This is a genomic window from Planctopirus sp. SH287, assembly GCF_056500625.1.
Genome location: NZ_CM151403.1, coordinates 1,075,444 through 1,101,008 on the forward strand (window position 1 = coordinate 1,075,444; position 25,565 = coordinate 1,101,008).

Sequence of the window (25,565 nt, forward strand, 5' to 3'; positions counted from 1 at the left end):
GACTATATTGCAGAAGGGAAACACCTTACGATCTTGTCATCTCGACCTTAAAACCAACCACCAGCAGACCCTATGATTCCTTACAACCCTCATCGGTGGACAAGTCATCTCTTTGATTTTCGTGGCTCGATGCTTCACGAAATCCTGGGCCGGGTGGCACTGTGTGTGATCTGGTCGACAGTCATTACCATTCTGCACCAGATTGCGCCGAAATGGTTCAGTCCCTTTGCGTATCCCGCAACGGGGCACACGCTTCTGGGGGTCGTGTTAGGGCTTCTGCTTGTCTACCGCACCAATTCATCCTATGACCGTTTCTGGGAAGGGCGCAAGCTCTGGGGTTCTATCATCAATGAATCTCGCAACCTGGCGCGGTTGACGCACTCGTATCTCAAAGGCTCTCCCGAGATTCAGCAGAAGTTCCGGCTGTGGGTCATGGCATTTTCCTGGGCCACCATGCACCGGTTACGAGGCGAACGCAGCCTGGGGAACATTGCCCAGCGGTTTTCTTCTCAGGATGTTCATCGAGCGATGAGCGCAGGACATACCCCGATGTTCGTTGCCACTCAAATGACTGAACTCATCTGCCAGGCCCGCAGTGAAGAGAAAATTGATAGTATTCAACAAAAAATCTTTGATGAGAACATTGGTTTGCTGGTGGATTATTTAGGGGCTTGCGAGCGCATTCGCAATACCCCGGCGCCTTATGCCTACACTGTCCATATCAGGCGGGTGCTGATTGTCTATTGCTTCACATTGCCATTGGCGCTCGTGGAAGATTTTGGCTGGCAGACCGTGGTGGCGACACTGGTGATTGCTTACACCATGTTCGGAATCGAAGAGATTGGCGTCGAAATCGAAGACCCGTTTGGAACTGACCCCAACGACTTACCACTAGAAGATTTCTGTGCAATGATTGAACAGAATGTCACAGAAATTGTGCCAGCCGATGAATCAGTGACCCGATAAGCGACTTGTGGTAGTGGCAGTGGCAGAACATCCAGCGCAGACTTTCGTAACAGACTCTCTAAAATGAGCGTGTGTATTGCGCACGATCGCTCTGTCTTTTGCGATCGCTCTTTTGGCCATGGCCTCCTTGGAAGCGAGAATTTCAACTTTGAAAGCGACCGTGACTCCAGAGCAACTCCGTCATGCCCTGCATTGGCGGTATGCAACCAAGCGGTTTGATCCTCATCGAAAAATTCCTGCCGATGTCTGGAACGTGCTGGAAGAGGCCCTCATCCTGACTCCCTCTTCCTTTGGTTTGCAGCCCTGGCGGTTCTATGTCATCACCGACATGACGGTGAAAAGTCAGTTGCCGGCGATCTCATGGGGACAGACCCAGGGACGTGATGCTTCTCACGTGGTGGTCTTGGCAGCCAAATGCGAAACAATTCCTGATGATGTTGATCGTTATATCAACTCCACTGCTGCTACCCGCCAGATTCCCGTCGAATCACTGGCAGGATTGAAGAACGTCATCCTCAATTTTTTAACTCATCAGCCTGACAGCATGGCGATTCGCGAATGGAATATTCGCCAGGTCTATATCGCATTGGGAAATCTGATGACCTCAGCCGCAATGCTGGGAATCGACACATGCCCCATGGAAGGGATCATTGCGTCCAAGTATGACGAACTGATCAAATGTCGTGATGAAGGGTATGAGACGGTTATTGTCTGCCCGCTGGGTTACCGAGCCGAAGACGATAAATACGCGTCCGTCCCTAAAGTTCGTTACTCAGCCGACAACCTGATTCGCTACATCAACGAATAACCCCTTGCGGGGTTTGGGCCTATCGGCCGGGATCTGGGCGAAGAACCGCGGCCCCGTTGTGGCCGCTGCTCTATTGCCACTTGCCGGGTTTGTGGCAGCGTATGTGAGTCAGTCGTTCATTTACGAATGGGTCTTACGCCGCCAGAGAGAGGGTTGATTTTCAACACAACCGCACTCCCACGATAGCGTGAAACAAGGAATTTGCTCCCTCGCCCATTCCGATGGGAGAGGGCCGGGGTGAGGGCTGTTTTTAATAGATATTAACTACATAAAAACGGCTACTATCGCCAAGCATTTACTACGTAGGGTGCATGAAGCGCAGCGCAATGCACCAACTCCCAAGGTTCAAGTAGCCAGAGACCGTTATTAAACAGTAGCACCAACTCGACATATATCCTGCAACCCACCTCAACAATCACTAAACACCATCCTTCTGGCGGCGTAAGACCCATTCGTGGATCAACAACTGGCCCCCATACGCCGCCCCAAACCCCGCAAGGGGACGAAAGTGGCCCCCGACCACTTTTTCAAGCAATCGGGGGCCGTGAAAATTCCAGCAGTGATCAGGGCCAATCCACGAAACATCCTTCCACGAAGTCACCCTCGCTGAAAAACATGCCGTCGGCCTGTCTGATTCAGTGTTGGGCTGAATCAAACGTGATTGTGTTGGCATTCCCTCGTCACAAGAAGTGGCGAATGAATAAGTGCCAATAAAAAACATTCAGTTTTGATCAGAAGTGTTTTGCGTGAGCAACTCACCTTTGATGAACTGTTTGTCAGTCTCGAATTCGAGGGAAGCGTCCACAATCGGCGCTTCCGCCAATGGGAATGACTCCCCATTGGCAAAGGGTGGCCCTGACCGAGCCGAGAGAGAGTCTTCTGTCCGGAATCACAGGCGAAAAAGACCTCAACCTGCGAGGTGCACCCAAAACGAAGCCTCTCTACCCCATCACCCCTTGTTGCGCGAAACCGCATTAATTCCAGCGCCCTGGCGGCGTAAGACCCATTCGTGAACGAACAACCGATCCCTCATACGCCGCCACGAAGCCCGTAAGGGCCTCGCGAGGGCATAGGTTTTGGGTTGCTCTTGTCGGCGGTTTTAAGCGGAGAAATCTTTCGCCAGTTGCTTCAATGGTAAAACGGGTGTGGGGCCGTGGTGGCTGGCCACGAGGCCACCCAACTGATTGGCGAACCGTCCTGTTTTTTCGATAGGCCAGGCTGAAAGCAGGCCATAGATCAGTCCTGCTGAGGTCGCGTCTCCGGCTCCTACGGTGTCAGCAACCTGAATCGGTTGGCCCGGGACTTGGATCACTTCATCACGTGATGTGAGTATCAGCCCCTCTTTTCCTCGGGAAATACAGATCAGTTGAATGTTGGGGTAGTGGTCAAACAAAAAAGCCGCATGCTCGACTCGAAATGCTTCCAGATCCGTCATCGCCGCATTTGCGTTGAGCATCGTGGCAATCTGTGGCCACTCATGCTCGTTCAATTTGAGAATTGTGGTGAAATCCAACGAGTTGACAATCGCTTCGGGCACAATGAAGGGGGCTCTGAGGTTGATATCAAACAGTCGATGAGCTTGTGGCTGAGCTTGCCGGGAGACTTGCAGGCATTCGCTGATGGCCAGATGAGATTCTGGACTTCGTTGAGCCAGCGACCCGAAGCAGATGGCCCGGGCTGTCAGGCAAGCCTCTTTCCATTTTGAAGTGGCCTCGAGTCCATCCCAGGCACAGTTTTCAGTAAATGTGTAGCTGGCCGAGCCGCTGTGATCGAGTTGAACCTGTACCTGACTGGTAGGTCGCTCAGGATCACGTTGAATCAACTCACTTTCCAGTTTGGCCAGCTGCAATTGATCAAGAATGTCGCTTCCTTCGTCGTCGTTCCCGACACGGGAAGCCAGAATGGCGTTTAACCCCAACTGCCGAGCATGAAAAACGACATTTCCAGGAGCACCGCCCATGACCCGACCTGTTGGCAGACAATCCCAGAGTAATTCGCCGATACCAACCAGATCGTAGGTCATGGAGTCCTCGTTTCGTCGAGAGAATCTGCTCAGATTTTGTCGCAGGTTGTTTGATCTTTTCAGGAAAGCTTCCCGTTCAAGGTTGCGAAAGTCGTCCTTGATGTACAGGTTCTGAGTACGATAAACTTTCTGCCAACGGGAAATTCTCTCCCAGGGCCATTCAGATCCTGGGTCACGTCGTCTGTGTTCTGTCTTTCAGTCTTCCTTTCGATTCAGGATTGCATGATGGGCCTCTTCGATAAGCTTCGCGCCGAACTCATCGACATCATCGAGTGGCTGGATGACAACCGATCAACGCTCGTCTGGCGTTTTCCTCGGTACCAGAATGAAATCAAGAACGGTGCTCAGTTAATTGTCCGCCCTGGGCAGATGGCTGTTTTTGTTTATCGCGGCCAGATTGCCGATGTGTTTGAGCCGGGGAACTATCAGCTCAAGAGTGAAAACCTTCCTATTCTTGGCACTCTGCTGGGTTGGAAGTATGGGTTTAACAGCCCGTTTCGCTCTGAGGTATATTTTGTCAGCACTCGACAGATCACTGATTTGAAGTGGGGAACGCAAAATCCGGTGATGCTCCGTGATCCGGAGTTTGGCCCGATTCGCCTGCGCGCGTTCGGAACCTATGCTCTTAAAGCTGTTGATGCGAAGGCGCTCCTCAAGGAATTGGTGGGAACTGATGGCGAAGTAGAAGCCGATGAAATCGGTGAACTTCTCCGCTCGATTATCGTTAACAGCATGTCAACTCTGCTGGGCGAAAAGCAGATTGCGGCTCTTGATCTGGCTGCCAACTATCGGGGGATGTCGGAGGAACTGCGCAAAGCCGTTCAAGAACAGATTGATGACGAATACGGTCTCTCGATCCCGAATTTGCAGATCGTCAACATTTCGTTCCCTGAAGCTGTCGAGAAGGCTCTGGATACCCGCAGCAGCATGGGTGTCATTGGCGACATGAACAAGTTTCAGCAGTACAAGTTTGGTGAAGCGATGGGGGATGCCGCCAATAATCCCAATGGCGGAGCAGGGGATGGCCTGGGCATGGGGATGGGCTTTGCCATGGCCAGCCGGTTTATGAATCAGCCGGGCTTTGTTGCCACTCCCTCTGCGGGAGGAACCCCCACAGCAGGCGGGCCGCCTCCACTCCCGGGAGCGGTGCAATGGCATGTGGCTCTGAATGGTCAGACCATGGGGCCGTACACTCCGGCACAGGTTCAACAGGCCATTCAAACAGGTCAGTTGACCCGGGAGGCACTTGTCTGGAGTACGGGAATGGATCAATGGCAGCCGGCAGGCCAATCATCGCTGGCCAGCCTGTTCTCTGTGACTCCTCCACCGCTGCCGCCAACTCCTTAACGAACTGATTGCGAGCGGCCGTCGTTCCTCGTAGCCATTCATCGTGAGCAGCGACCTTGCTTGAAAATGCCATGAAATTGCAAGGAGCTGCTCACGCGAGGGGTGACAATATCAGCTGGTGAGTGACAGTACGTTTCTTGATCGGCTGCTTCTGGGTTGTGAGCAGGTCAGACTCTGGGGACAAGATCTGATCCCGGGCACAGCAATTCTTTCATTGTTGCGTTCTTTCATTGTTGTGATCTATTTCTTGAGGCTCATCAAACAGCATGTCTGATTCGAAGCCGCCTCCCACTTCTGAACCTGAGCCACCGCTGCCCCCCACCAGTGTGCGGGGTGCCTCGCGTGTGGTGAATGACGGGCTGGCACGTGTTTTTCCTTGCAGCGAATGTGGGGCCGATCTGGAATTTCGGATTGGCCACGGCGAACTTCAATGCCCCTATTGTGGGCATCTCCAGCAGTTGGAAATCCCCACCGATCAACCGATCACTGAGCAGAGCTTGCCCGAAATGCTGGAACGGTTGCGCCAGCAACAGGAACGCACATCGACGACAGAAGAAGGAAAATCAGCGGAAGGGGAGATCACCAGCGCGAATGTGGGTGATCAGGAAGTGCATTGCGATGGCTGCGGTGCCAATGTCCTTTTCACAGGGACATTAACCAGCACGCGTTGCCCTTACTGTGGCGGCCCGATTCAGCGGAATGATGTTCATCGATCTGAGGATCGCATTCCGGTGGATGGCGTATTGCCTTTCTTTGTCGTTCGAGAGAAAGCCGCCAGTTATATTGAGGCGTGGGTTCAATCACGCTGGTTTGCTCCCAACGATTTCAAAAAGCTGGGGGCCAAAGGAAAGTTTGAAGGGGTCTATCTTCCTTACTTCACCTTTGATGCGATGACCTTCAATCGATACGAAGGCCAACGAGGTGACCACTACACTGTCACCACGGGTTCGGGGAAAGATCGTAAGTCGGAACGCCGCACCCGCTGGTCGTATGCTTCCGGTCAGTTCCAGCGATTCTTTGATGATGTGTTGATTCTGGCCATCCGCTCTCAGCGGCATGATCTGGCGCAAAATCTGGAGCCATGGCCATTGGAAAAATGCGTCCCATTCACCCCTGATGCGATGGCAGGAATCTTTGCCCGGACATATGACATTCAGCTTGACCAGACGTTTGAATTAGCTCAACTGCGGATGAAAGACGCTTTGATGGCAGAAACTCGTCAGCTGATTGGCGGTGACGAGCAGCGAGTCCATGATCTTAAAACCCAATTTACCGCATTGACCTGCAAGCACCTGCTGCTCCCTGTCTGGCTGCTGGCCTATCGTTATCAAGACAAGACTTATCCCGTCATGGTCAATGCCGTCACGGGGGAAGTGAGCGGTGATAGACCTTATAGCTGGATCAAGATCACATTTGCGATTCTCGCGGGGGCGGCGGTGGCTATTGCCATCTTCGCACTGACCCAGCGATGACAGATCAAACCGTCCTGGTAACACCAGTGAGTTGCGATTCTGTTCAAAAAGAAATCGACTGGCCTGGCCTGATCATTCGTTGGGTTGCTCTGCTCTGGCTGGTGATGATCGGTGCTACCTGGCCGCTCTGGTGGGGCACGTCGGAATTACCCACGATTTCTGCAATCGCTCTCGTTCAGAATGTCACATCCCGGCTTGATCCCATTGCGACCTTTTTTTTGCTGTTGGGGCTGATGGGTGGCCTCCTGTTTCCCTATCGAAAAACGTGGTGGTGCTTTTTTGTTCTCATTAGCACGTTCTGGATGGTGCTGGGGAGTGAGCAGCGACTGCAGCCCTGGGTCTGGCATGGTTGGCTCATTGTTTTGAGCTGGCAGATCTTTTCTCCGCGTCAAGCCGTTCGTTGGTGGTTGATCATTCTGGTCACTATTTATCTTTGCTCTGGGATTTCTAAACTCGATCTTGCTTTTTCCCATGAACTGGGGCCGACCCTTTTGGGTGGCCTGCTCCAATCTCTGGGGCTAAGTTCGTTCACCAGATATTGGTCACCTGGCACTTGGCACACTCTTGCCTTGGCTTTGCCTGTGGGAGAGTTGCTGGTGGGCTTGCTCGTCGCAGTTCCCCGTACGCGTACGATCGGCTTGTTTTTGGCAATGGGCATGCACCTGTTGTTGATCTCTGCCCTAGGGCCTTGGGGGCTGAATCATAGCGCTGGGGTGATACTGTGGAACATCAGTTGTGCAGGGATTGCGATGGGCCTTCAGGCTCAGCATTTCCAGAAACAAGATCTCCAGAAACAATCTGGGCTGGCAAGATCATTCCATGAACTGAATCCTGCCCCGCATTCATGGAATACGCACTTCCGGGACATCAGTTTTCAACTGGCGTTCGCATTGATCCTGTGGTTTCCGGCTCTGCTCGTACTGTTTGATCGCGGCGCCCCATGGACAGGCTGGGCCGTCTATTCGATGCGGAGTGAGAAAGTGTCACTTTATCTCACTGAAGAAGACTTACAAAAACTTCCTTCGTCCGTTCGGCAGTGGGTCGAGCCGGGGTTCCCGGAAGGCCCGTGTGCTGATTTAGATCACCTTTACCGTCTACGAACAGACAAATGGTCGCTGGCCATCATGAAGGCTCCCATGCCGCCACAGGGGGGATATCAAAAACAGGTGAATCAGCAATTGAGTGAGCGATATCAGCTGGCATCGCCGCTCATCATGATCGGTTCTCTTCCAGATCGCTCCACGGGGAATCGTCAGTGGCAATGTCTGGGATCATTGGAAAAACGAAGTTCACCCGAAAATCAATAAATCGACTGCGATCATGACTATTCACAGCGTCGCTCAAAGAGGATGATAAAGAGGCTCTCGCCGGAAGGAGCGGGCCAACCTGTAAGCCATTCTGCTGGAACAACGCTTCTATGCGCGGTTTGATTTTTCAACTCCGGCAACGACTCTTTCCCTGGCCCCGGCGTCAGCCCACGCTCTGGTCGGTGGTGCCGTTAATTGCGTTCTTGATGATCTTTGCCGTGGCCTGTCTCTGGGTCGAACTGGCCCGTGTCTGGGTCTTCACCTCTTTGTGGCCATTCAGTCTGCTTCTGCTGACCCCGTGGATCTGGCTGGTCTGGCTGGCTGGTCAGAATGGATTACCTCGCTGGCGATCCGGTATCGCTTTTCTCTGCCGACTGGCTGTCTTTGGTCTGATGATTCTCACGCTGGCTGAACCTCGCTCGGTTCGCAAAAGCGATGAACTGACCGTGGTGTATGCCGTGGATATTTCTGGATCCATTGCTCCTGCCGCCGGTGATCAGGCACGAAATCTGGTGGCTAAACTGAGTCGTGGAGACAAACCGGAAAAGGATCGGACGGCACTGGTTTTCTTTGGGCGTGAAGCCGATGTTCAGGTGGCCGCCAAGACGCGCCCTGCGGTCAGTGAAATCGAAACGATCAATGTTCGTGTGCGGCGCGATGGATCGGATATTGCGCAAGCATTGCGTCTGGCTGCCATGCAGATTCCCGATGGCCAGAACGGAAGAATCGTGCTGGTCAGTGATGGAGTACAGACAGCCGGCGATCTGACGGATGTGCTCTCGAACTTGCGGAATCAGAAAATCTCTGTCGATGTCCTGCCGATTGCCTATTCCTATGAAGAGGAAGTCTGGCTCGACCGATTGGATCTCCCCAACCGCGTGGTTAAAGGGCAAACGTATGAAGCCGCTGTCATTCTCTCCTCGCTCAAGGCGGGGCAGGGGAAGTTGATTCTCAACGAGAATGGGCAAAAACTTGTGGAGCAGGATGTTTCCTTCAGTGCCGGGAAAAATCGCTTCACAGTCCCTATCAGGCTCCGAAACCCGGGGTATTACGAATACACCGCGATCATCGAGCCTACGACGCCCGATGCTGTCAGCCAGAACAATATCGCCATCAACACGGTTCTGCTGGAAGGGCAGGGGGGCGTACTGATCGTCACTGATCCCAATGGTGACCCGCGAGAATGGGAACCGCTGGCGAAGGCACTGCAACAAGCCGAATTCGCTGTGCAGACGATTTCGGCCTACGACTTCCCCAATGATAGTGGGGCCTTACAGCCTTACGATTGCGTCGTCTTTGCCGATGCAGCTCGCGAAGCCTTTGATGATCTGCAACTGCAAGCCTTGCACCACTCCGTTTTTCATCAGGGAGTGGGCTTTCTGATGATCGGCGGCCCCCATAGCTTTGGCCCCGGCGGCTGGCAAGGAACGCTGGTCGAGAAATCTCTTCCCGTCGATATGGACATCTCCCGGCGTAAAGTCCTGCTCAACGGCGCGCTGGTCATGGTGCTGGATCATTCGGGATCAATGGGAGCACTGGTGCCCGGCACGTCGTCCACCAAGCTTCAGGTGGCCAATCGGGCAGCAATTGGTGCCGCAGAGACGTTGATGTCCAAAGACTGGCTAGGCGTGGTTTCTTTTGATACCGAACCTACCTGGGTTGTTCCTTTTGCTCAGAATACTGATCCCGCAGGAGCAGCGGCCAAAATTCGCCAGATCGGTCTGGGGGGCGGAACCAATATGTATCCCGCTCTTGATGAAGCGTTAGCAGCTATCCAAAAATTAGGCCCCAAAGATGCCGCCGTCAAACATATCGTTCTGCTGACAGATGGTCAGAGCATGGGTGATCCGGATGAGATCACCAAAAAATGTCAGGAAGCCCAGGTCAGCATTTCCACAATCGGCATCGGTGACCCTAATGATGTTAACTTTCCTCTACTGGCTGTGATTGCTGGTCGAACGAACGGTCGCCCTTATCTGGTCTCCAACGCCCGGCAACTCCCCCGCATTCTGATGCACGAGGCTGTGACACTCCGGCGTACCGCCATTCGCGAGTCACCATTTATTCCACAAGTCGCTTCTCCGTCAGTGATTCTTAAAGGGATTGAATCCCCTCCCAGCCTTCAGGGGTTGGTCTTAACTGTGGCCAAGCCACGTGCTGAAGTCATTCTGGGAACCCCCTCTGACGCTGAATCCGATGAGATTGATCCCGTTCTGGCCGTCCATCGTTATGGCGTGGGACGCACAGCCGCTTTCACTTCTGATCTTTCATCACGCTGGGGAAACGATTGGGTTCGCTGGGAGCAGTTTCAGCCATTTGTGCAGCAACTGGTCACTGATATTGCCCGAACCAAGAAGCAGAGCCATTTACAGATCGAAGCTTATGCTGCCGGTACACAGGGCTTTGTGGATGTGGAAGATTTTTCGCCAGAGGGAGATTTTTTGACCATCAGCGCCCTGGTGGCTGGCCCGAACAAATCGACACAGACCATCAAGCTGCAGCAGATTGCTCCCCGGCGATATCGCGGTCAATTTGAACTGTCGGGGGAGGGCCGGTACTCGGTCGTAGCCACCTCGAATACAGAAGATCTCGCCAGTGACGGGTTTGTGATCCCCTTTTCACAGGAATACCTGCGATTCAATGCGAATCCCGCGACACTGGAGAAAATTGCTCAATCCACAGGCGGGCGGATTCTGACTGGCCAGGAAACGACCGCCGAGATCTATCATCCCGAGCGAATCGCTCGATTCAGTTCTCGCTCGATCTTTGACATTCTGCTGCTGGTGATTTCCTGTCTGATTCCATTGGATGTGGCTCTCCGCAGGATTCAGATCGATTTCACGGCTCCCTGGCGCTGGATCACTCGCACCTTCTCACGCTCGCCAGCAGCCGTTCGTCCCGAAGCCACGATGAGTACCCTGCTGCAACACAAGCAGGCACAGCAAAAAGTGACTCAGCCGCCTTCGGTCTCGGCAAAACGACCATCACCACCAACATCAACGGGATCAGCAGTCACTCGGCCATCTCTTTCACAACGGGATCAGAACCCGGAAACAAGAACCAGCCCACCCGCCGTTACTCCTCAAAGCCAGCCTTCTGCTTCATCTGGCGAAAAGACTAGTCAGGAGCCGCCACCTTCTGAAGGAACCTTTGCGAAGCTGCTCAAAGCCCGCAAAAGCGACTGGAAAGACAAGTAAGCCTCAAAAAAACTCTCGACACTCTATTTGTTATGACCTTGTTCTTTCCACAGCTTTTTTCCATTGGGCGTACCATTCGTCACGCTGATCGATTGAGATCTGTGGCTCGAAAATTCGGTCAAGGTGCCAATGATCAGCCAGCGAGGAAATGTCCGGCCAGAACCCTGTCGCCAGTCCCGCCAGGTAGGCCGCTCCCAGAGCGGTGGTTTCCAGAATTTGTGGCCGGTGCACTGGAATCCCCAGCACGTCGGCCTGCATCTGCATGAGCAAGTCGTTCGCGGTCGCTCCTCCATCGACCCGGAGTGCCGGGATTGCTAAACCTGAATCACAGGACATGGCATCAACGACATCCCGCGTTTGTAGCACGATGGATTCCAGGGCCGCCCGGCAAAGATGTTCTCGCGTTGCTCCGCGCGTCAGGCCATAGATCGCACCACGGGCATCGGGATCCCAATAGGGAGCTCCCAATCCGACGAAAGCCGGAACGAGATAAACACCGCCGTTATTCTTCACGCGATTTGCCAGCGTTTCACTCTCTGATGCCTGCGAGATAATCCCCAGTCCGTCTCGCAGCCACTGCACGACCGCCCCCGCGACAAAGATGGCTCCTTCCAGAGCAAAGGTCGTTTGCTCGTGGATTTTCCAGGCCGCGGTTCCCAGCAATCCATATTGGGAATTCACGATCGTGTCACCCGTATTCATGACCGCAAAGCAACCTGTTCCATAAGTGTTTTTAACCAGTCCTGGCGTAAAACATTGCTGGCCGAATGTCGCTGCCTGTTGATCGCCCGCTATTCCGGTAATTGGCAACTCTTCACCAAACCATTTTCGGTCAGTCATGCCAAACAGGCCACTGGACGGTTTGACTTCCGGTAACAGAGCGCGAGGAACTCGAAAGAGTTTCAGCAGTTCTTCATCCCAATCGCCCGAACGAAGATTCCAGAGAAGCGTCCGGCTGGCGTTGGTGAGATCCGTGGCGTGCACGCGACCGGAAGTCAGCCGCCACAAGAGAAAGGAATCAACGGTTCCAAAGCAGAGTTCTCCCCGTTCGGCGCGTTGACGAAGAGCAGGGGACTTGTCGAGAATCCAGGAGATTTTGGTGGCGGAAAAATAGGGATCAAGCATTAGCCCGGTTTTCTCTCGAACCATCGGCTCATGCCCCAATCCTTTGAGTCTGGCGCATTCAGGAGCCGTGATTCGGCTTTGCCATACCACGGCGTTGGCAACAGGAAGACCGGTTGCACGATCCCAGAGAATGGTTGTTTCTCGCTGGTTGGTTAGACCAACCGCAGCGATTTCAGAGACAGACGCCCCAGTGGCATCAATGGCCTTCCGGGCACTGCTCAAGGTGGTGAGCCAAAGTTGGTTGGGATCCTGCTCGACATGTCCTGGAGAAGGAAACAGGGGCGTCACTTCTTCTTGTCCACGCCCCGCAATTTGACCGTCTCGATCAAACAGAATCGCCCGACTGGATGTCGTTCCCTGATCAAGTGCCAAAATGAACGATGCTTTCTCAGCACGCCGGGTTTCTGCCTGATGAAATTGCTTCAGGAGTGCTTCCGCATAGTTTCCGGCTCTGCCTGGATTTGTCACGTCACCAGAAATTGCCCCGCCTTCGTTAGTCATTACCATGAGTGTGCCTCAGAGAAGTCAACGGCTTGTGCTGTGTCACAGCTTTGTCCCATTTGCTGGCTTTGGCAAACCCCCATGGAGTCTTGTCAGTATTGAGACAGCCCCATAGTAAAAAACTCCATCGATGAAACAAACCGGCCCGGAACTTCAGAAGGTGTTTGCCGACTCTGCTTTCTTGTGGCTTCTCCGATTGGCCTCTCTGATTGGCATCGGTTCATGGGGCTTGAGGCGTCTGTTGTTCAACAAGCCAGCGTCCCAGAACCATGAGTGCAAACGAGGTGGCAATGAGCGGGTCATCCTCGCGCATTTCGTGATGATCGCTCGCCCATGATCCATCAGCAAGCTGGTTGGCCATCAAGCGATGAACCACCACGTCCCAGTCGGCCGTTGGCTTCTGCTCATTGAAAGCACTTCTCAGTTCCGCCCATTGAGCCGCTTCATAAAAATCAAGCCCGGCGTCCCAATTGGGCCTACTTTGCTGCTTTGAAACAGGGCTGAATGGCAACTTTTTGTCGATCGTTTGCCACCAGCGCCGTCGTTGCTCCTGATTTTCCAAAGAGGGGTCACTGCACTCCAGCGCTAATAATCCATCCCATGTGGCGGTCGCATATGGCCGTGCCTGTAATCTGCCGGACGGGTGATTCTGAGCTCCTTCTTTATTCAGGAGATCCTCAGGATCTGGCGTGAAAAAGAACTCAAAGTTCACCTTCTCTGCTGGTTTTGAAGCACGGCAACGATCCAGAAAGACCTGGGCATCACGACAGATCTCTGGCGTCAACGACCGATGAGTACGTAATGCCTCCAGAACATAACGGGTAACAGAAATATTGGAAGGACTTCCCGCCGAAGCGAGCCGCTCTGAATCTTCAATACTCCCCGGCACACGATCATTGAGCGCACCCCAACCACCAAAATCTGTCTGTTCCAGACTCCACCCGCTGGCCACATTGCGCTGAGAATGTTTTAACCCGCTGGCAAGCTTCATGGTGATTTCTTGTGATTTACCCGCATCACGGCAGGAGATGGCGGCAAGGAGCAGGGCCGTGGCGTGGACAGGATAATCCGCCGCGTTTTGACGACCACGAATCAAGCCGTCTTTGTCGTAACCTGCGGTGAGAAATTGCACTCCCCGTTCAAATTTCGCGTCGAGTTCGGGAGCATCGCTTTTGGGTGATCGCGAAAGGGACTTCAGAATGAGTGCCGTAATTCCCACTCCTCCTTCCATGACACCATAAGTCACCGAGTGCCAACCTCCATCCGCTGACTGCTGTTTCAGTAACCAGTTTTCTCCGCGTTGATAGGTTTTCTTCACCTCAATCGGGTTAAGGGACTGCTGCCATACGATGGAAACCGGCCTGCCGGGAAGTTCCTGATCACCAGACGTCTGGAAAAGCACCAGAGTCTCTTCAAAACCACCAGATGCAGACAGCACATCATCCTGTGCCATCAACAGGGAACGGTGCAAAGTGACGTTCCACATCAAACCTGCCAACAGGCCCATGGCGAACAAAGCCTGTTTCATGTCTGCGATCCTCAGAGTCTGCATATGATAAATTGCGAGAAGAGCCTGCGTGGTGATCACCACTCGAAGAATCGTATGTAAGACACATCGACGTCCCCCGGAATCATTGTATGCTGATGAGAGCGTGATTTTGCGAGACCTCATCTGGAATTCCTGCCCACCGGTGCTGGAGATCATTCCTGTTCCGAATAATGGCAGGCTGATTTCTCAGTGCAGGCCAATCATCTTTCAGCCCTTAAGGCTGGTGAATGAGCAGGGATGGCGATCAAGGAGTTTTCACAATGCGGGTTTGGATCTGCATCGCGGTCGGCATGTGTGGCATCACTTTCACAGATGCACTTTTCTCGTTGTCGCCGAAAGAAAACGTGCCAATTCGCGAGATCACTCAATCCGGCAATCCCAAGCGGTCATCCACCAATCGGCTGACAAGAGAATGCCAGCAATCAATCGATGACGGCACCAAGTGGCTGATGTCAGCACTGACCAGACGCGGTGTGGGCATGGACATTAACCAGCCGTTTGATTTGAGTTGTACAGCAATCACAGGGCTGGCACTTCTCTCGCAAGGAAACACGCCCTACGGCGGCCCACATGCCACTGAACTCATGCAGATCCTTGATATCGTGTTACTGAAAATCGATGAACTTCCGCTTTCAGGGAGCCGATCAACGCCACCTACTTTGGTGCAGCGAAAGATTGGCCGTAATGCCGATCTCTTTTTTGCCGCCCTCTTCCTGAGCCAGGTTTACGGCGACTCAGGAGGGTATGAAAAAGAAGTTCGTCAGAAGCTGGAAAAGCTTGTCGATATCATCGCCAGCAGCCAGGGTGAAGATGGAACATGGGGAGATGAGAGTTGGGCACCCATTCTGGGAACAGTGATGGGATGGGAAAGCCTGAGAGCTGCCAGTTCCTGCGGCCTCAAGATCAACGCCTCCGCCGAATCTGCCGGAAAAGCACTTCTTAAGAAGCTCAAGGCGAAGAACCCTCAGCAAAGCAACTGGATGCACGACTTTTACAAGAAGTCATCGGTGATTCGCGTTCTGCATTCCATGGGCCATCGACATGATGAAGCCTATCTCGATTGTGTGCGCCAGATGATTTTGATGGCTCGGATGGATGACCGCCCTTTTTTGCATGCTGGCGGAGAAGAATATCTCGCTTTTTACCTGGTGACTGAATGCTTGCTGCAAGATGACCGGGAAGACTGGCACACCTGGTACCCCGCAGTTCGGGACAAACTGATCAAGCATCAGAATCGGGATGGCAGTTGGTCAGGCCATCATTGCATCACGGCACGTACTTTTTGCACGGCTGCCGCCCTGATGACTCTTCAGGCTCCCAAACGATCACTGCCGATTTCCGATCTTTAAGGGTGGCATCAGAACCAGAGTCGCCGGCGCATTTTTCTCGCATGCGAACATCGTCAGGGAAGTGCGTTGCCGATCTCAAATCGGACTGTTTACCGCGTGTGAACGTCGCTTTTTGAGCAATTTGCAACGGTTATTCAGTTTTTTTTGAAAAATGAGTTGACCAATTGGACTGGAGAGTCGATACTATCTCCCATCAAGACGGTAAACATTAAGCCGGTTGATAACCTCACTGAATACGTTGGCGTGTGCTCACCAGGCTCCTGGAGGCGCAGCAGAGACTCTGGAGTCTCAGATGTCCTTCCCTGTGAACATGAATGTTGATGATTTCCTTCGAGCGAACCTCTTGTCGTTCGATGGTGGGTTGGTGCCCGCAAATCTGATCGTGGTCTTAAATGGCGATCATCATTCGGGAAATTCTGATAGCGATTCACACCAAATGTCGCATGGCTTGTGTTGTTGTTGTCGCTAAACATTCAGTGCGAGGCGAGTTGCTACTTGGCACGCCTTGGCGTTTCAGTGACAGCAAGCGGCAATCTTTCTGGTTATTGACTGATCGATGAGGGCTTTCCTCAGTCGTTGCCGCTCAACAACCATCAGTGGCACGTAGTCCGCTCAGAAAAAAGCGAGATTACGGCGTCTAAGCCGCTGCCAAGCTATCAGTGCCTCACCTCGTGTAGCTAACCACGGAGGTGAACTTCTTCATCAACAATTCAAGCTCTTGCTGAGCAATTGAGGAATATCATGGTCGCATTTTCACTCCACCGTTCAAACTCAGAAAACACTCCTGAACCGACTTTGGCCGAGTCCTATGTGCTCAAGCGGATGCAGTCTCAGTCACCTGTGACTTTCCGGCGGATCGATATCGCGATTCGCAATGGCGTGCTGGTTCTTTCAGGCGTTGTTGATAGCTACATCGACAAATCCCTGGCCATTCAGATTGCACGCCGAAGCGTTTTTGATCTTGACATTGCTGACGAATTACATGTCAACCCCGCTCTCCAGGGATCGGTTGACAGTCTGAATCGTCTACCGCTGAGCACACGAGAATAAACCAAGGCATTTTAAAGAATAGAATTGTATTTATACATGCAGAAAGAACCGAATAAAATGAACCGTCGCATATCAGGATTCACGTTAATAGAGCTGCTGGTTGTGATCGCGATCATTGCGATCCTCATTGCCTTGCTACTGCCTGCGGTACAGCAGGCTCGCGAAGCAGCACGACGCACGCAATGCCGCAACAATCTGAAGCAAATTGGTTTGGCGCTTCATAACTATCACGATCTTCATAGCACATTTCCACCAGGCAATGTCTTCTCGTCACGGCAAAAAGATGCCGGGTATCCAATTAATCTGACCACTGCGAATCGCGCCACTGGTTATTCATGGGCCGCTTTCATCCTCCCGCAGATTGATCAGGCGCCACTCTTCAATCAGCTAAATATCAATGGTCGGGAATTGGTTGACTTGATGCTTGATGCTTCATCGCGGGCACAATCTCAAGCCGTCATTCCAGGCTATCGTTGCCCTTCAGACACGGCGCCAGAATTAAACGATCAGCGAGGATTTACGAATGCTGCCTATGGTGACATTTCAGTCGCTTCTGCCAGCTATGTGGGAGTGCATGGTGTGCGCTGGGTCAATGCCGAGGAATGGGTTGCTAAACGATTAGATCCTTTCGGTACCTTCTGGCCCGGAAGCAAAGTACGGATTAATGACTACACTGACGGCACTAGCAATACCATTATTGTTGGTGAAAGAAGCTGGGATAATCTGTCCGCCGTGTGGATCGGTGTCCGTAACTATGTCGGAAACGGTGACGTTGGCCTCCGCCAGACGCAAGGTCTTGCGAACTGGAAGCTCAATCTTCCTAACGCTGCTGGCCAGACAACAGCGGGACGAGGCTTTCATAGTGCCCACACCGGTGGTGTCCACTTTTTATTCGCTGATGGACGAGTCCAATTTATCAGCGATTCCATCCATTATGACGATACTCCTGATGTACCTGGCAACCCCCAGACCAGACGTGGCACCTATCAACGCTTAGCTATTCGTAATGATGGCGGTGTCTTGGGTGAATACTAAACCAGTTCAGCTTTGGGTGAATTCATCTGGGAGAGGAAGCTAATCTTATGATTTCAATTTCGACGATCACTGATTCTCGTTGGATGGGGCTACCAGCCGCAACATCAGTATTTTTCATGGCTGGTTGCTTCTCAAGTGGCCCGGATCTCGTGGAATTGCAGGGGAAAGTCCTCTCTGACGGAAAACCTGTGCAAGGTGTCAGTGTGGAGTATCAGCCGCTGATGGGGCAAGGCTCTCCCTCGTTAGGGTTCACCGACAAAAATGGCAATTTTCGTCTGCGATTCTCTCGTGATCGCTACGGCGCATTACGAGGTGAACACCAGGTGCGTCTCGCAATCGAATTTGAATCCGATGGGGACAAATCACCTCCAGAATACAAAATTCCTGATCGCTACAACAAAAAAACGGATCTCAGGGTTAACGTCCCAGGGTTAGATAGCGAGCACGATTTCAATATTAAACTTGAGCCATTCAAGCGAAATGCGAGCAAGCGTGATCGACAATTTGCCGAACGCTGATTCATTCTGAATCAAACCTAATTCGGTGAATCATTTTATGCACTATATACATTGCCACGACGATTTTAGATGAAATAGTTTGTCGTCTATAATAGAGGCCACTATGAAACGTCAGTGTTTCTCTTTGTTACACAATGTTGCTTTTCAGGCGAGATCGATATTGATCTTTGCCAGTTGCGGCACCGCGACACTTGCTGCATCCGCTTTGGGCATGACAGTTCTTTGTGCAGGGGAAGTCTCAGCTCTTGCACCGGCAAACAGAGTTGATGCTAGAACTGAGCCAACGGAGGAGCAGTTAGCCTTTTTTGAAAAGAAGATCCGTCCCGTGCTGGTGGCCAATTGCTACACTTGCCACTCGGCTGATAATAAAGCGGCTGGTGGCCTGCGCGTGGATGATTTTCATGGCCTCAAGGCTGGGGGCAATCGTGGGGCAGGGGTGATTCCTGGAAAGCCAGATGACAGTCTGTTGATCCAGGCCGTTCGCTACAACGGCAAATTAAAGATGCCGCCTGAAGGAAAACTGAGCGACGATCAGATCCGCGATCTGGAAACTTGGATTGCCGCAGGTGCTGCCTGGCCATTACCGAAGATCCCGGAAGACATTGGGCATGGTCAAGCGGATTATTCTGAGCTTCGCCAGACGCACTGGGCTTGGCAACCTTTGAAAGAAGTCACAATCCCCACTGTTAAAAACCCGGCGTGGGCACGAGGTGATATTGACCGATTGATTCTGGCAAAGTTAGAAGCTGAAGATCTGCAGCATGGCCACGATGCCGACCCTATTTCCCTCGTGCGACGTGTGGCTTTTGACTTGACGGGACTTCCTCCCAGTGCTTTACAGCAAGATCGCTATCTTGCATCACCTTCACAGGAATCGTTTGCTCATTTGGTCGACGAACTGATTGCATCTCCTGCATATGGAGAGAAATGGGGCCGCCATTGGCTGGATGTCGCCCGCTATGGCGAGTCTACCGGTTCGGCCCGTAATCTTCCATATCCTCAAGCTTATAAATACCGCAACTATGTGATTGATGCTTTCAATGAAGATAAACCTTTTAATGAGTTTATTCAGGAACAGATCGCTGGTGATTTGCTTTCATCGGCAACTCCTGAGAAACGGGAAAAGCACCTAATTGCCACGGGATTTCTGGCGTTGGGTGTTAAGGATGTTAACCAGCGGTTTAAAGTCCGCTATGTCATGGATAACGTTGACGAGCAGATTGATACCGTCACTCGTTCGGTTCTCGGTTTGACCGTTAGCTGCGCCCGTTGTCATGACCATAAGTTCGACCCCGTCTCACAACGGGAGTATTACTCGATTGCTGGGATATTCACCAGCACTGATCTGCTGGCCGGACTGCGCAACAAAATGGGTGGCGGTGGCCTGGATTATTACGACACTTCGGCATTGCAAATCATTTCGCAAACAGCGAAAGAACCTGATCCTGAGCAACATGCAAAAGTGGAGAAGGCACAGAAAGCCGTTGTGGAGGCTCGTGAAGAATTTGAACGGCTCAGGGGTACGCCTGAAGGATTGGCAAAAGGCCCCAATGGGCGGCCTCGTCAACAGCAGGCCCGGCAGAAATGGAATCGTTTGCAGGCAGAGTTAAACCTGCTGACCGACCCTGCTCACCTTGGAGAAGTGGCTCTGGGTGCACGTGACTCTAAAATGATCGCCGATACAGCACTGCGTCTACGAGGTGAAGCCGAACAACTCGGGCCAGAAATTCCTCGTGGTTTTTTGGCTCTTGCTTCCTGGCAAGGGCAGCCTGAAATTAACCGCAGCCAAAGTGGCCGGTTGGAACTCGCCCAGTGGATGACCGACTCACAGAACGCGCTGGCACAACGGGTTATCGTCAACCGAGTTTGGCATCACCTTTTTGGTCGTGGCATCGTTTCAACCGTCGATAACTTTGGAGTGACGGGTGACACCCCATCGCACCCTGAGCTTCTGGATCATCTGGCGAACGAGTTCATCGCTGATGGTTATTCGCTGAAGCGGCTTATCCGCAAGCTTGTTCTCACACGAACCTATCAATTAAGCGCTGAGACTATCCCTGCCAATGAATCGATTGATCCTTCCAATCGTTGGTTCTGGCGACATTCTCCGCGACGGTTAGCCGCTGAAGAAATTCGCGATGGGATTCTGGCTGCCGCTGGCACTCTTCAATCAGATCGTCCAGAAAAAGCAGCCGCAGCCAGTCTTAAGGTCATTGAAATCCGTAATAACGGCCTTGAAGCGCGTGAATTACAAGCTCATGCTGAGAAGGCTAGGGTGCGCAGTGTTTACTTGCCACTCGTCCGTGGCATCTTGCCGCGTGCTCTGGAAGTCTTCGATTTTGCAGAGCAAGGGATGGTGACTGGATCCAGAGATCACACCACGGTTGCTCCGCAGGCACTCTTCCTTTTGAATGACCCACTTGTTCGCGGTCAAAGCATCAAAGTTGCTGAAGATCTTTTGAAGCATTCATCAGTGACTGATGAGGCTCGGATCGTCCTGGCTTTTCGACAGATTCTGGGACGAGAACCTTCTCTGACCGAAATCCAGGGTGTCGGACAATACCTGACGGACTTTGAACGGGAAGCGGGCGACTACATCGCGACCAGGCAGATTGCAAAGTCATCCACCGATCTTGATGGTGGCAAAACAATAACAGCAAGTGTTGATACCGTTGATCCCGAAGCAGGCCCATCTTCTACCGATGCCACCCAAAGCAAAGGGAATGGCGGTGCAGGGGGGGCTTTGACCTTAGCCAACGCCGATGAAATGGAACAGAGCGATGCCCCTGTCAACGAGGTGAAAATTGAGATTCGTGATGCCCGCACCGCTGCCTGGGGATCTTTCGTGCAGGCGCTCTTCGCTTCTGCTGAGTTCCGCTATCTCAAGTAGAAATCCAGCCACCATTGGCAAGTCCTACTAAAAAATATCGCACAGAAAAAGTTTGACCACAGGATATCTCAATCAGAAAGAACGATCCGATGTCATCGCAAAACACTCACAAGTTGAGCACTCCTGGAAACCAGGCGATTGATCCCTTCGCGGTTCCCTCACGCCGTCATTTACTCAAGACCGCCAGCGCGGGGTTTGGCTATATGGCTCTGGCAGCGCTGTTTGGTCAACAAGCCACTGTTGCCCGTGCAGAATCAGCCCAGCCTACGGGTGTACTGGCTCCAAAACAGCCACATTTTCCGGCCAAAGCCAAACGCATCATTTTCCTGTTCATGCAAGGTTCGCTCTCACAGATGGATACGTGGGAGTACAAACCGGAACTGCAAAAGCGTGATGGAAAAGCCGGCCCGGGTGGTGGCAAGCTGATGGCGTCACGTTACAAATTTGACCAGCATGGTGAAACAGGAACCTGGGTGTCCGAACTTCATCCGCATCTGGCAAAACACGTCGATAAGTTTTGCTGGCTGAGAGGACTGCACACCGATACGCCGGCTCATCCTCAGGCAGTCGTTCAACTTCATACGGGAGCGGCTATCGCCTCGCTCACCCGTCCCTCGATGGGAGCATGGTTACTCTATGGACTGGGGACGGAGAATCAAGATCTTCCCGGTTACATTACTATCAACCCACCCCCGAACTTTGGTGGGGCCGTTAACTATGGTACCGCCTTTCTTCCAGCTCACTTCCAGGGAACACGGATTAACGATGCAGGCTATCTCCCCAATCTGGCAGCTCAAACTCCTCCCGCTCTTCAGCGTCGGCAACTCGATCTGATTCAAGCGATGAACCGTGAACTTGGAACCTCGCCTGCGGCTCCCGCTGCACTCGACGGTGTCATCTCCTCATACGAACTCGCCTTCCGTATGCAGAGCCAGGTTCCTGAATTGCTGGATATCTCCAAAGAGCCAGAGCATGTTCAGAAAGCGTATGGCATCAAGGATGGCCCTGCCGGAAGCTTCGCCCGCCAGTGCCTCATGGCTCGCCGGTTAAGTGAAGCGGGTGTGCGGTTTGTTGAAATCTGTCATCCGGGCTGGGATCAGCACAACAACCTGCATCGTGGTCTGACAAACAACTGCGCTGCTGTCGATCAACCTGCTGCTGCTTTATTGGCTGATTTGGAAAGCCGTGGTTTACTCGAAGATACGCTGGTTCTCTTTGGAAGCGAATTCGGACGATTGCCATCGGCTCAAGGCCCTGATGGACGTGACCACAATATCACGGGATATCCGATGTGGTTGGCAGGCGCGGGAGTGAAATCCGGCTTTACCTATGGGGCTACCGACGAAGTGGGCCAGTTTGCGGTTGAAGGCAAGATGCATACGAATGACCTTCATGCCACACTTCTCGCACTCATGGGCTTGGATCATGAAGCCCTCACCTATGAATATGGCGGCCGTGAATTCCGCCTGACTGATGTCGCCGGTAAGGTCGCGCACGATATCTTTTCGTAACCGCTGGCGTGGATTCTCATGTTGATGCGACTGTCCAGTTCACCCAGCTTCGCTGTAGGAACTTCGGAAATTTTTAATTGATGGTCAAAATTTCATTTGCTTCTGACACTAATCAACAGGCACTCTACGATGATTACGTTCAGGTTTCTGGTTGAGCCATTCTGTATTGCAGAATTTTGGCTGGCTGGTACCTGGCCATGGGCCGCTTTTTCTTACCTGGCAGAGGATCAACAATGCGACTCCCTGAAATGTTGCTTGCTTTGGGTTTGGGAACATCCGTTTTCGTTGGGTTGAGTAGCGCCCAGACACCCAGTAACCAACAGGTTCCCTCACCCACTGCGACTTCACCGATCAGATCTGCCAATGAAATGATTCTGGTGGCGCAAGCCGACGGGGCCAAGAAAGCCATGGCTCCCAAAGGCGACGCTGAAAAAGCATCGTCCAAAGAAGATTCCCCCCGATTGCCGAACAACTATGGCAAACTGGAACTTTCTGGCGAGCAGAAAGACCAAGTCTATTCTGTTCAAAAGAAGTACGATGCCCAGATCAGCAGTCTGGAAAAGCAACTGAAAGAACTGAAGGAAAAACGAGACGCCGAACTCAGCGGAGTCTTGACGGCAAGCCAGAAAACAAAGCTCAAGGAAATTCAGGAATCCGCCAAGGCCCAAAAAGCCAAATCCAAAATCTCCACAAAAATCTAATGCCGTGTTACGGCTTTATCTGAGGGTTGATATTGCCGCAACGTCCTCCGTTGTCGGACTTAACGACAGAAGAGACTCGAGTTTTATATTTTGACAATGCACTAAGTCAAAAAAAGACAAGTCAGTTTTAGAAATCCCCTACACTTGGCCCTGTTCCTTGGAAACAAGCAGCGGGGCTGATTTTTTTAAGCGGAATCAACTCATGGCTTCTATCATGCCAACTGACAAACGATGTCCCAAGGCATAATTGGCGGCGTCGGCACAGGGAATTCGATCGCTGAACAAGATGGCCATGACGATGCGTTGGGATCTCTTTTGCCGGGTGGTGGATAATTACGGCGACATCGGCGTTTGCTGGCGATTGGCTCGGCAATTAGTCAAAGAGCAGGGGGCTTCTGTCAGACTCTGGGTTGACGAATTAACAGCCTTCCAGGTCATGTGCCCCGCCATTCAGACCGAGATGGCACAACAAGTGGTCGATGACGTTTTAGTCTGTTTGTGGGAAGAAAACTTTCCTTTGGTAGAACCTGCAGACGTTATCATCGAAGCGTTTGCCTGTGAGATTCCTGAAACTTACCGGGCTGCCATGTTTCAGCAGGCGACTTCTCATCCTGCGAAATGCCCCGTATGGATTAACCTGGAATATCTAAGTGCAGAAGAGTGGGTGGATGATTTCCACGGGCTGCCGTCACCGGGGCAAGAAACTTCGTTGAGGAAGTTTTTTTTCTTTCCCGGATTCACCAGGAAAACAGGTGGCCTGTTACGTGAAGCTGGGCTGTTTTCGAGACGGGATGAGTTTCAAAAAAGTGGAATCGCAGACTTCTGGAAGAAGTGGCAACTCACGGTATGTGAGGATTCCGAATTCATATTGAGCAACATCAGCTCCCCTCAGGTCATTTCTCACCGGACAGATGAAATTCGCATCTCGCTGTTCTGTTACGAAAACCCGAATCTGTTTGCACTGCTGAATTGCTGGGCCGCGCAACAGACGGCCATTCGCTTGTTTGTGGCGCCGGGTTTCTCTTCAAAACAAGTCGCGGCATGGCTTAAAACACCATTTTCTAAGGGGAAATGCGTTCGGCGAGGATCACTCACCATCCAGGGGATGCCTTTTTTATCACCCGCAGAATACGATCAGTTGCTCTGGGCCTGCGACCTCAATTTTGTGCGTGGAGAAGATTCTTTCGTACGAGCTCAATGGGCAGCTCGCCCTTTTATCTGGCAGATTTATCCCCAAACTGAAGGCACGCACCTCCGAAAACTGGAGGCGTTTTTAAGTCGGTATCTGGAGAATTTCCCGGAGGCCGCTGCGATTTTTTCGTTCTGGAATTTGTGGAATGCCGCTTCTGCCCAAGATGTCGAATCTGTGGGAATGGCGTGGCGGAATTTTCTTTCCCAACGGGATAAGATAAGTCAACATGGCAGAGAGTGGGCCGACCTGCTTGACCGTACGGGCAATCTCGCAAACAATCTGGCAGAATTCGTAATGAAGTGTCAGGCAGGTCATTTGCCCTGAAGGGAAAATGCAGTTGCCATGAATTTCGCCAAAGATCACATTTTCCAGGAATCTGTTTCATGAGCGTCAAGCTTGCCGGCGACCTGCAATCGGGCAATGTCGTCATCGTCGAGAGTCTTCCACTCGTCGTGTTGAAGGCCCAGTACAACAAGTCCGGCCGGAATGCTGCCGTTGTGAAACTGCGGATGAAGAACCTGCTGACTGGCCGCGTGACTGAAACGGTGGTCAAGGCCGACGAAAAGATGGAGCAGATCATTCTTGAACGGAAAGAATGTACCTACTCCTATTCGTCTCCACCAGTTCATGTCTTCGTTGATTCGGACTACAACCAGTACGAGATCGAAGGCGAAACGATGGCCGATGTCGAAAAGTACCTGATGCCGGAAATGCCAGACGTCGTTGAAGTGACCTTCTATGAAAGCAAGCCGATCTCGGTCTTGTTCCCTAAAGTGATCACTCGCGAGATTGAGTACACCGAACCTGTCACACGTGGTGACACCTCGGGCAAGATCACCAAGTCGGCGATCCTGAAGCACTCCAAGCACGAGCTTCAGGTTTCGGCTTTTGTCGAAATTGGTGACAAGATTGAAATTGATACCGAATCGGGTGAGTTCCGCCGCCGCTGCTAAACCCGTTTCCGGGTTAAGTGTGGCGGCGTATGAGCGTCATTTGACCTGAAACGTTTGGGTTTTTACGCCGC

The 25,565-nt window shown here is 52.3% G+C and carries 18 protein-coding genes; 15 read left to right on the forward strand and 3 right to left on the reverse strand.

The annotated features are described in order from the left end of the window. Positions 1–72 precede the first annotated feature (72 nt). Complete coding sequence (locus SH287x_RS03890; protein ID WP_479517125.1) at positions 73–966, forward strand: bestrophin family protein; 894 nt, start codon at positions 73–75, stop codon at positions 964–966. Positions 967–1,042: 76 nt separating this feature from the next. Then, a complete protein-coding gene (locus SH287x_RS03895) occupies positions 1,043–1,774 on the forward strand; it encodes an NAD(P)H-dependent oxidoreductase (RefSeq protein WP_479517126.1) in 732 nt (243 codons plus the stop codon). 1,099 nt (positions 1,775–2,873) lie between these two features. Here the strand turns inward: SH287x_RS03895 and SH287x_RS03900 are convergent. Then, positions 2,874–3,797, reverse strand: a complete 924-nt coding sequence (locus tag SH287x_RS03900) for a carbohydrate kinase family protein (RefSeq protein WP_479517127.1) — start codon at positions 3,795–3,797, stop codon at positions 2,874–2,876. Positions 3,798–4,022: 225 nt separating this feature from the next. Here SH287x_RS03900 and SH287x_RS03905 point away from each other — a divergent pair, with 225 nt between their 5' ends. The 4 genes from SH287x_RS03905 (at position 4,023) to SH287x_RS03920 (ending at position 11,120) form a co-directional block, all read left to right on the forward strand. Then, complete coding sequence (locus tag SH287x_RS03905) at positions 4,023–5,144, forward strand: SPFH domain-containing protein (protein WP_479518658.1); 1,122 nt, start codon at positions 4,023–4,025, stop codon at positions 5,142–5,144. A gap of 266 nt (positions 5,145–5,410) precedes the next feature. Then, positions 5,411–6,616: a TFIIB-type zinc ribbon-containing protein gene (locus SH287x_RS03910; RefSeq protein ID WP_479517128.1), complete on the forward strand. Its 1,206-nt coding sequence runs from the start codon at positions 5,411–5,413 to the stop codon at positions 6,614–6,616. After that, positions 6,613–7,923: a hypothetical protein gene (locus SH287x_RS03915; protein ID WP_479517129.1), complete on the forward strand. Its 1,311-nt coding sequence runs from the start codon at positions 6,613–6,615 to the stop codon at positions 7,921–7,923. The genes SH287x_RS03910 and SH287x_RS03915 overlap by 4 nt, the downstream gene beginning before the upstream one ends. A 110-nt stretch (positions 7,924–8,033) precedes the next feature. Next, complete coding sequence (locus SH287x_RS03920) at positions 8,034–11,120, forward strand: VWA domain-containing protein (protein ID WP_479517130.1); 3,087 nt, start codon at positions 8,034–8,036, stop codon at positions 11,118–11,120. Between the two features lie 30 nt (positions 11,121–11,150). Here the strand turns inward: SH287x_RS03920 and glpK are convergent, their stop codons facing one another. Together glpK and SH287x_RS03930 are read right to left on the reverse strand one after the other, a co-directional pair. Further along, entirely contained in the window at positions 11,151–12,752 is a 1,602-nt protein-coding gene (glpK, locus tag SH287x_RS03925; protein ID WP_479517131.1) for a glycerol kinase GlpK, read from the reverse strand. A 214-nt stretch (positions 12,753–12,966) separates the two neighbouring features. Beyond that, a complete protein-coding gene (locus SH287x_RS03930; protein WP_479517132.1) occupies positions 12,967–14,274 on the reverse strand; it encodes a prenyltransferase/squalene oxidase repeat-containing protein in 1,308 nt (435 codons plus the stop codon). A gap of 281 nt (positions 14,275–14,555) precedes the next feature. Here SH287x_RS03930 and SH287x_RS03935 point away from each other — a divergent pair, with 281 nt between their 5' ends. The 9 genes from SH287x_RS03935 (at position 14,556) to SH287x_RS03975 (ending at position 25,494) form a co-directional block, all read left to right on the forward strand. After that, on the forward strand, positions 14,556–15,644 hold the full coding sequence (locus SH287x_RS03935) for a prenyltransferase/squalene oxidase repeat-containing protein (RefSeq protein ID WP_479517133.1): 1,089 nt from the start codon (positions 14,556–14,558) through the stop codon (positions 15,642–15,644). A 741-nt stretch (positions 15,645–16,385) separates the two neighbouring features. After that, positions 16,386–16,694: a BON domain-containing protein gene (locus tag SH287x_RS03940; RefSeq protein ID WP_479517134.1), complete on the forward strand. Its 309-nt coding sequence runs from the start codon at positions 16,386–16,388 to the stop codon at positions 16,692–16,694. Positions 16,695–16,751: 57 nt separating this feature from the next. Next, positions 16,752–17,729 carry a DUF1559 domain-containing protein gene (locus tag SH287x_RS03945; protein WP_479517135.1) on the forward strand — a complete coding sequence of 326 codons (978 nt, stop codon included), beginning with the start codon at positions 16,752–16,754 and terminating at the stop codon, positions 17,727–17,729. Between the two features lie 47 nt (positions 17,730–17,776). After that, complete coding sequence (locus SH287x_RS03950) at positions 17,777–18,247, forward strand: hypothetical protein (protein ID WP_479517136.1); 471 nt, start codon at positions 17,777–17,779, stop codon at positions 18,245–18,247. Positions 18,248–18,572: 325 nt separating this feature from the next. Then, complete coding sequence (locus SH287x_RS03955) at positions 18,573–21,137, forward strand: PSD1 and planctomycete cytochrome C domain-containing protein (RefSeq protein WP_479517137.1); 2,565 nt, start codon at positions 18,573–18,575, stop codon at positions 21,135–21,137. Positions 21,138–21,340: 203 nt separating this feature from the next. Next, the gene (locus SH287x_RS03960; protein ID WP_479518659.1) at positions 21,341–22,648 is read left to right on the forward strand and encodes a DUF1501 domain-containing protein; all 1,308 of its coding nucleotides are present in this window, start codon (positions 21,341–21,343) and stop codon (positions 22,646–22,648) included. Positions 22,649–22,881: 233 nt separating this feature from the next. Further along, on the forward strand, positions 22,882–23,349 hold the full coding sequence (locus tag SH287x_RS03965; RefSeq protein WP_479517138.1) for a hypothetical protein: 468 nt from the start codon (positions 22,882–22,884) through the stop codon (positions 23,347–23,349). 292 nt (positions 23,350–23,641) lie between these two features. Beyond that, on the forward strand, positions 23,642–24,865 hold the full coding sequence (gene earP, locus SH287x_RS03970; protein ID WP_479517139.1) for an elongation factor P maturation arginine rhamnosyltransferase EarP: 1,224 nt from the start codon (positions 23,642–23,644) through the stop codon (positions 24,863–24,865). A 59-nt stretch (positions 24,866–24,924) separates the two neighbouring features. Then, positions 24,925–25,494: an elongation factor P gene (locus tag SH287x_RS03975; RefSeq protein ID WP_479517140.1), complete on the forward strand. Its 570-nt coding sequence runs from the start codon at positions 24,925–24,927 to the stop codon at positions 25,492–25,494. Positions 25,495–25,565: the final 71 nt, after the last annotated feature.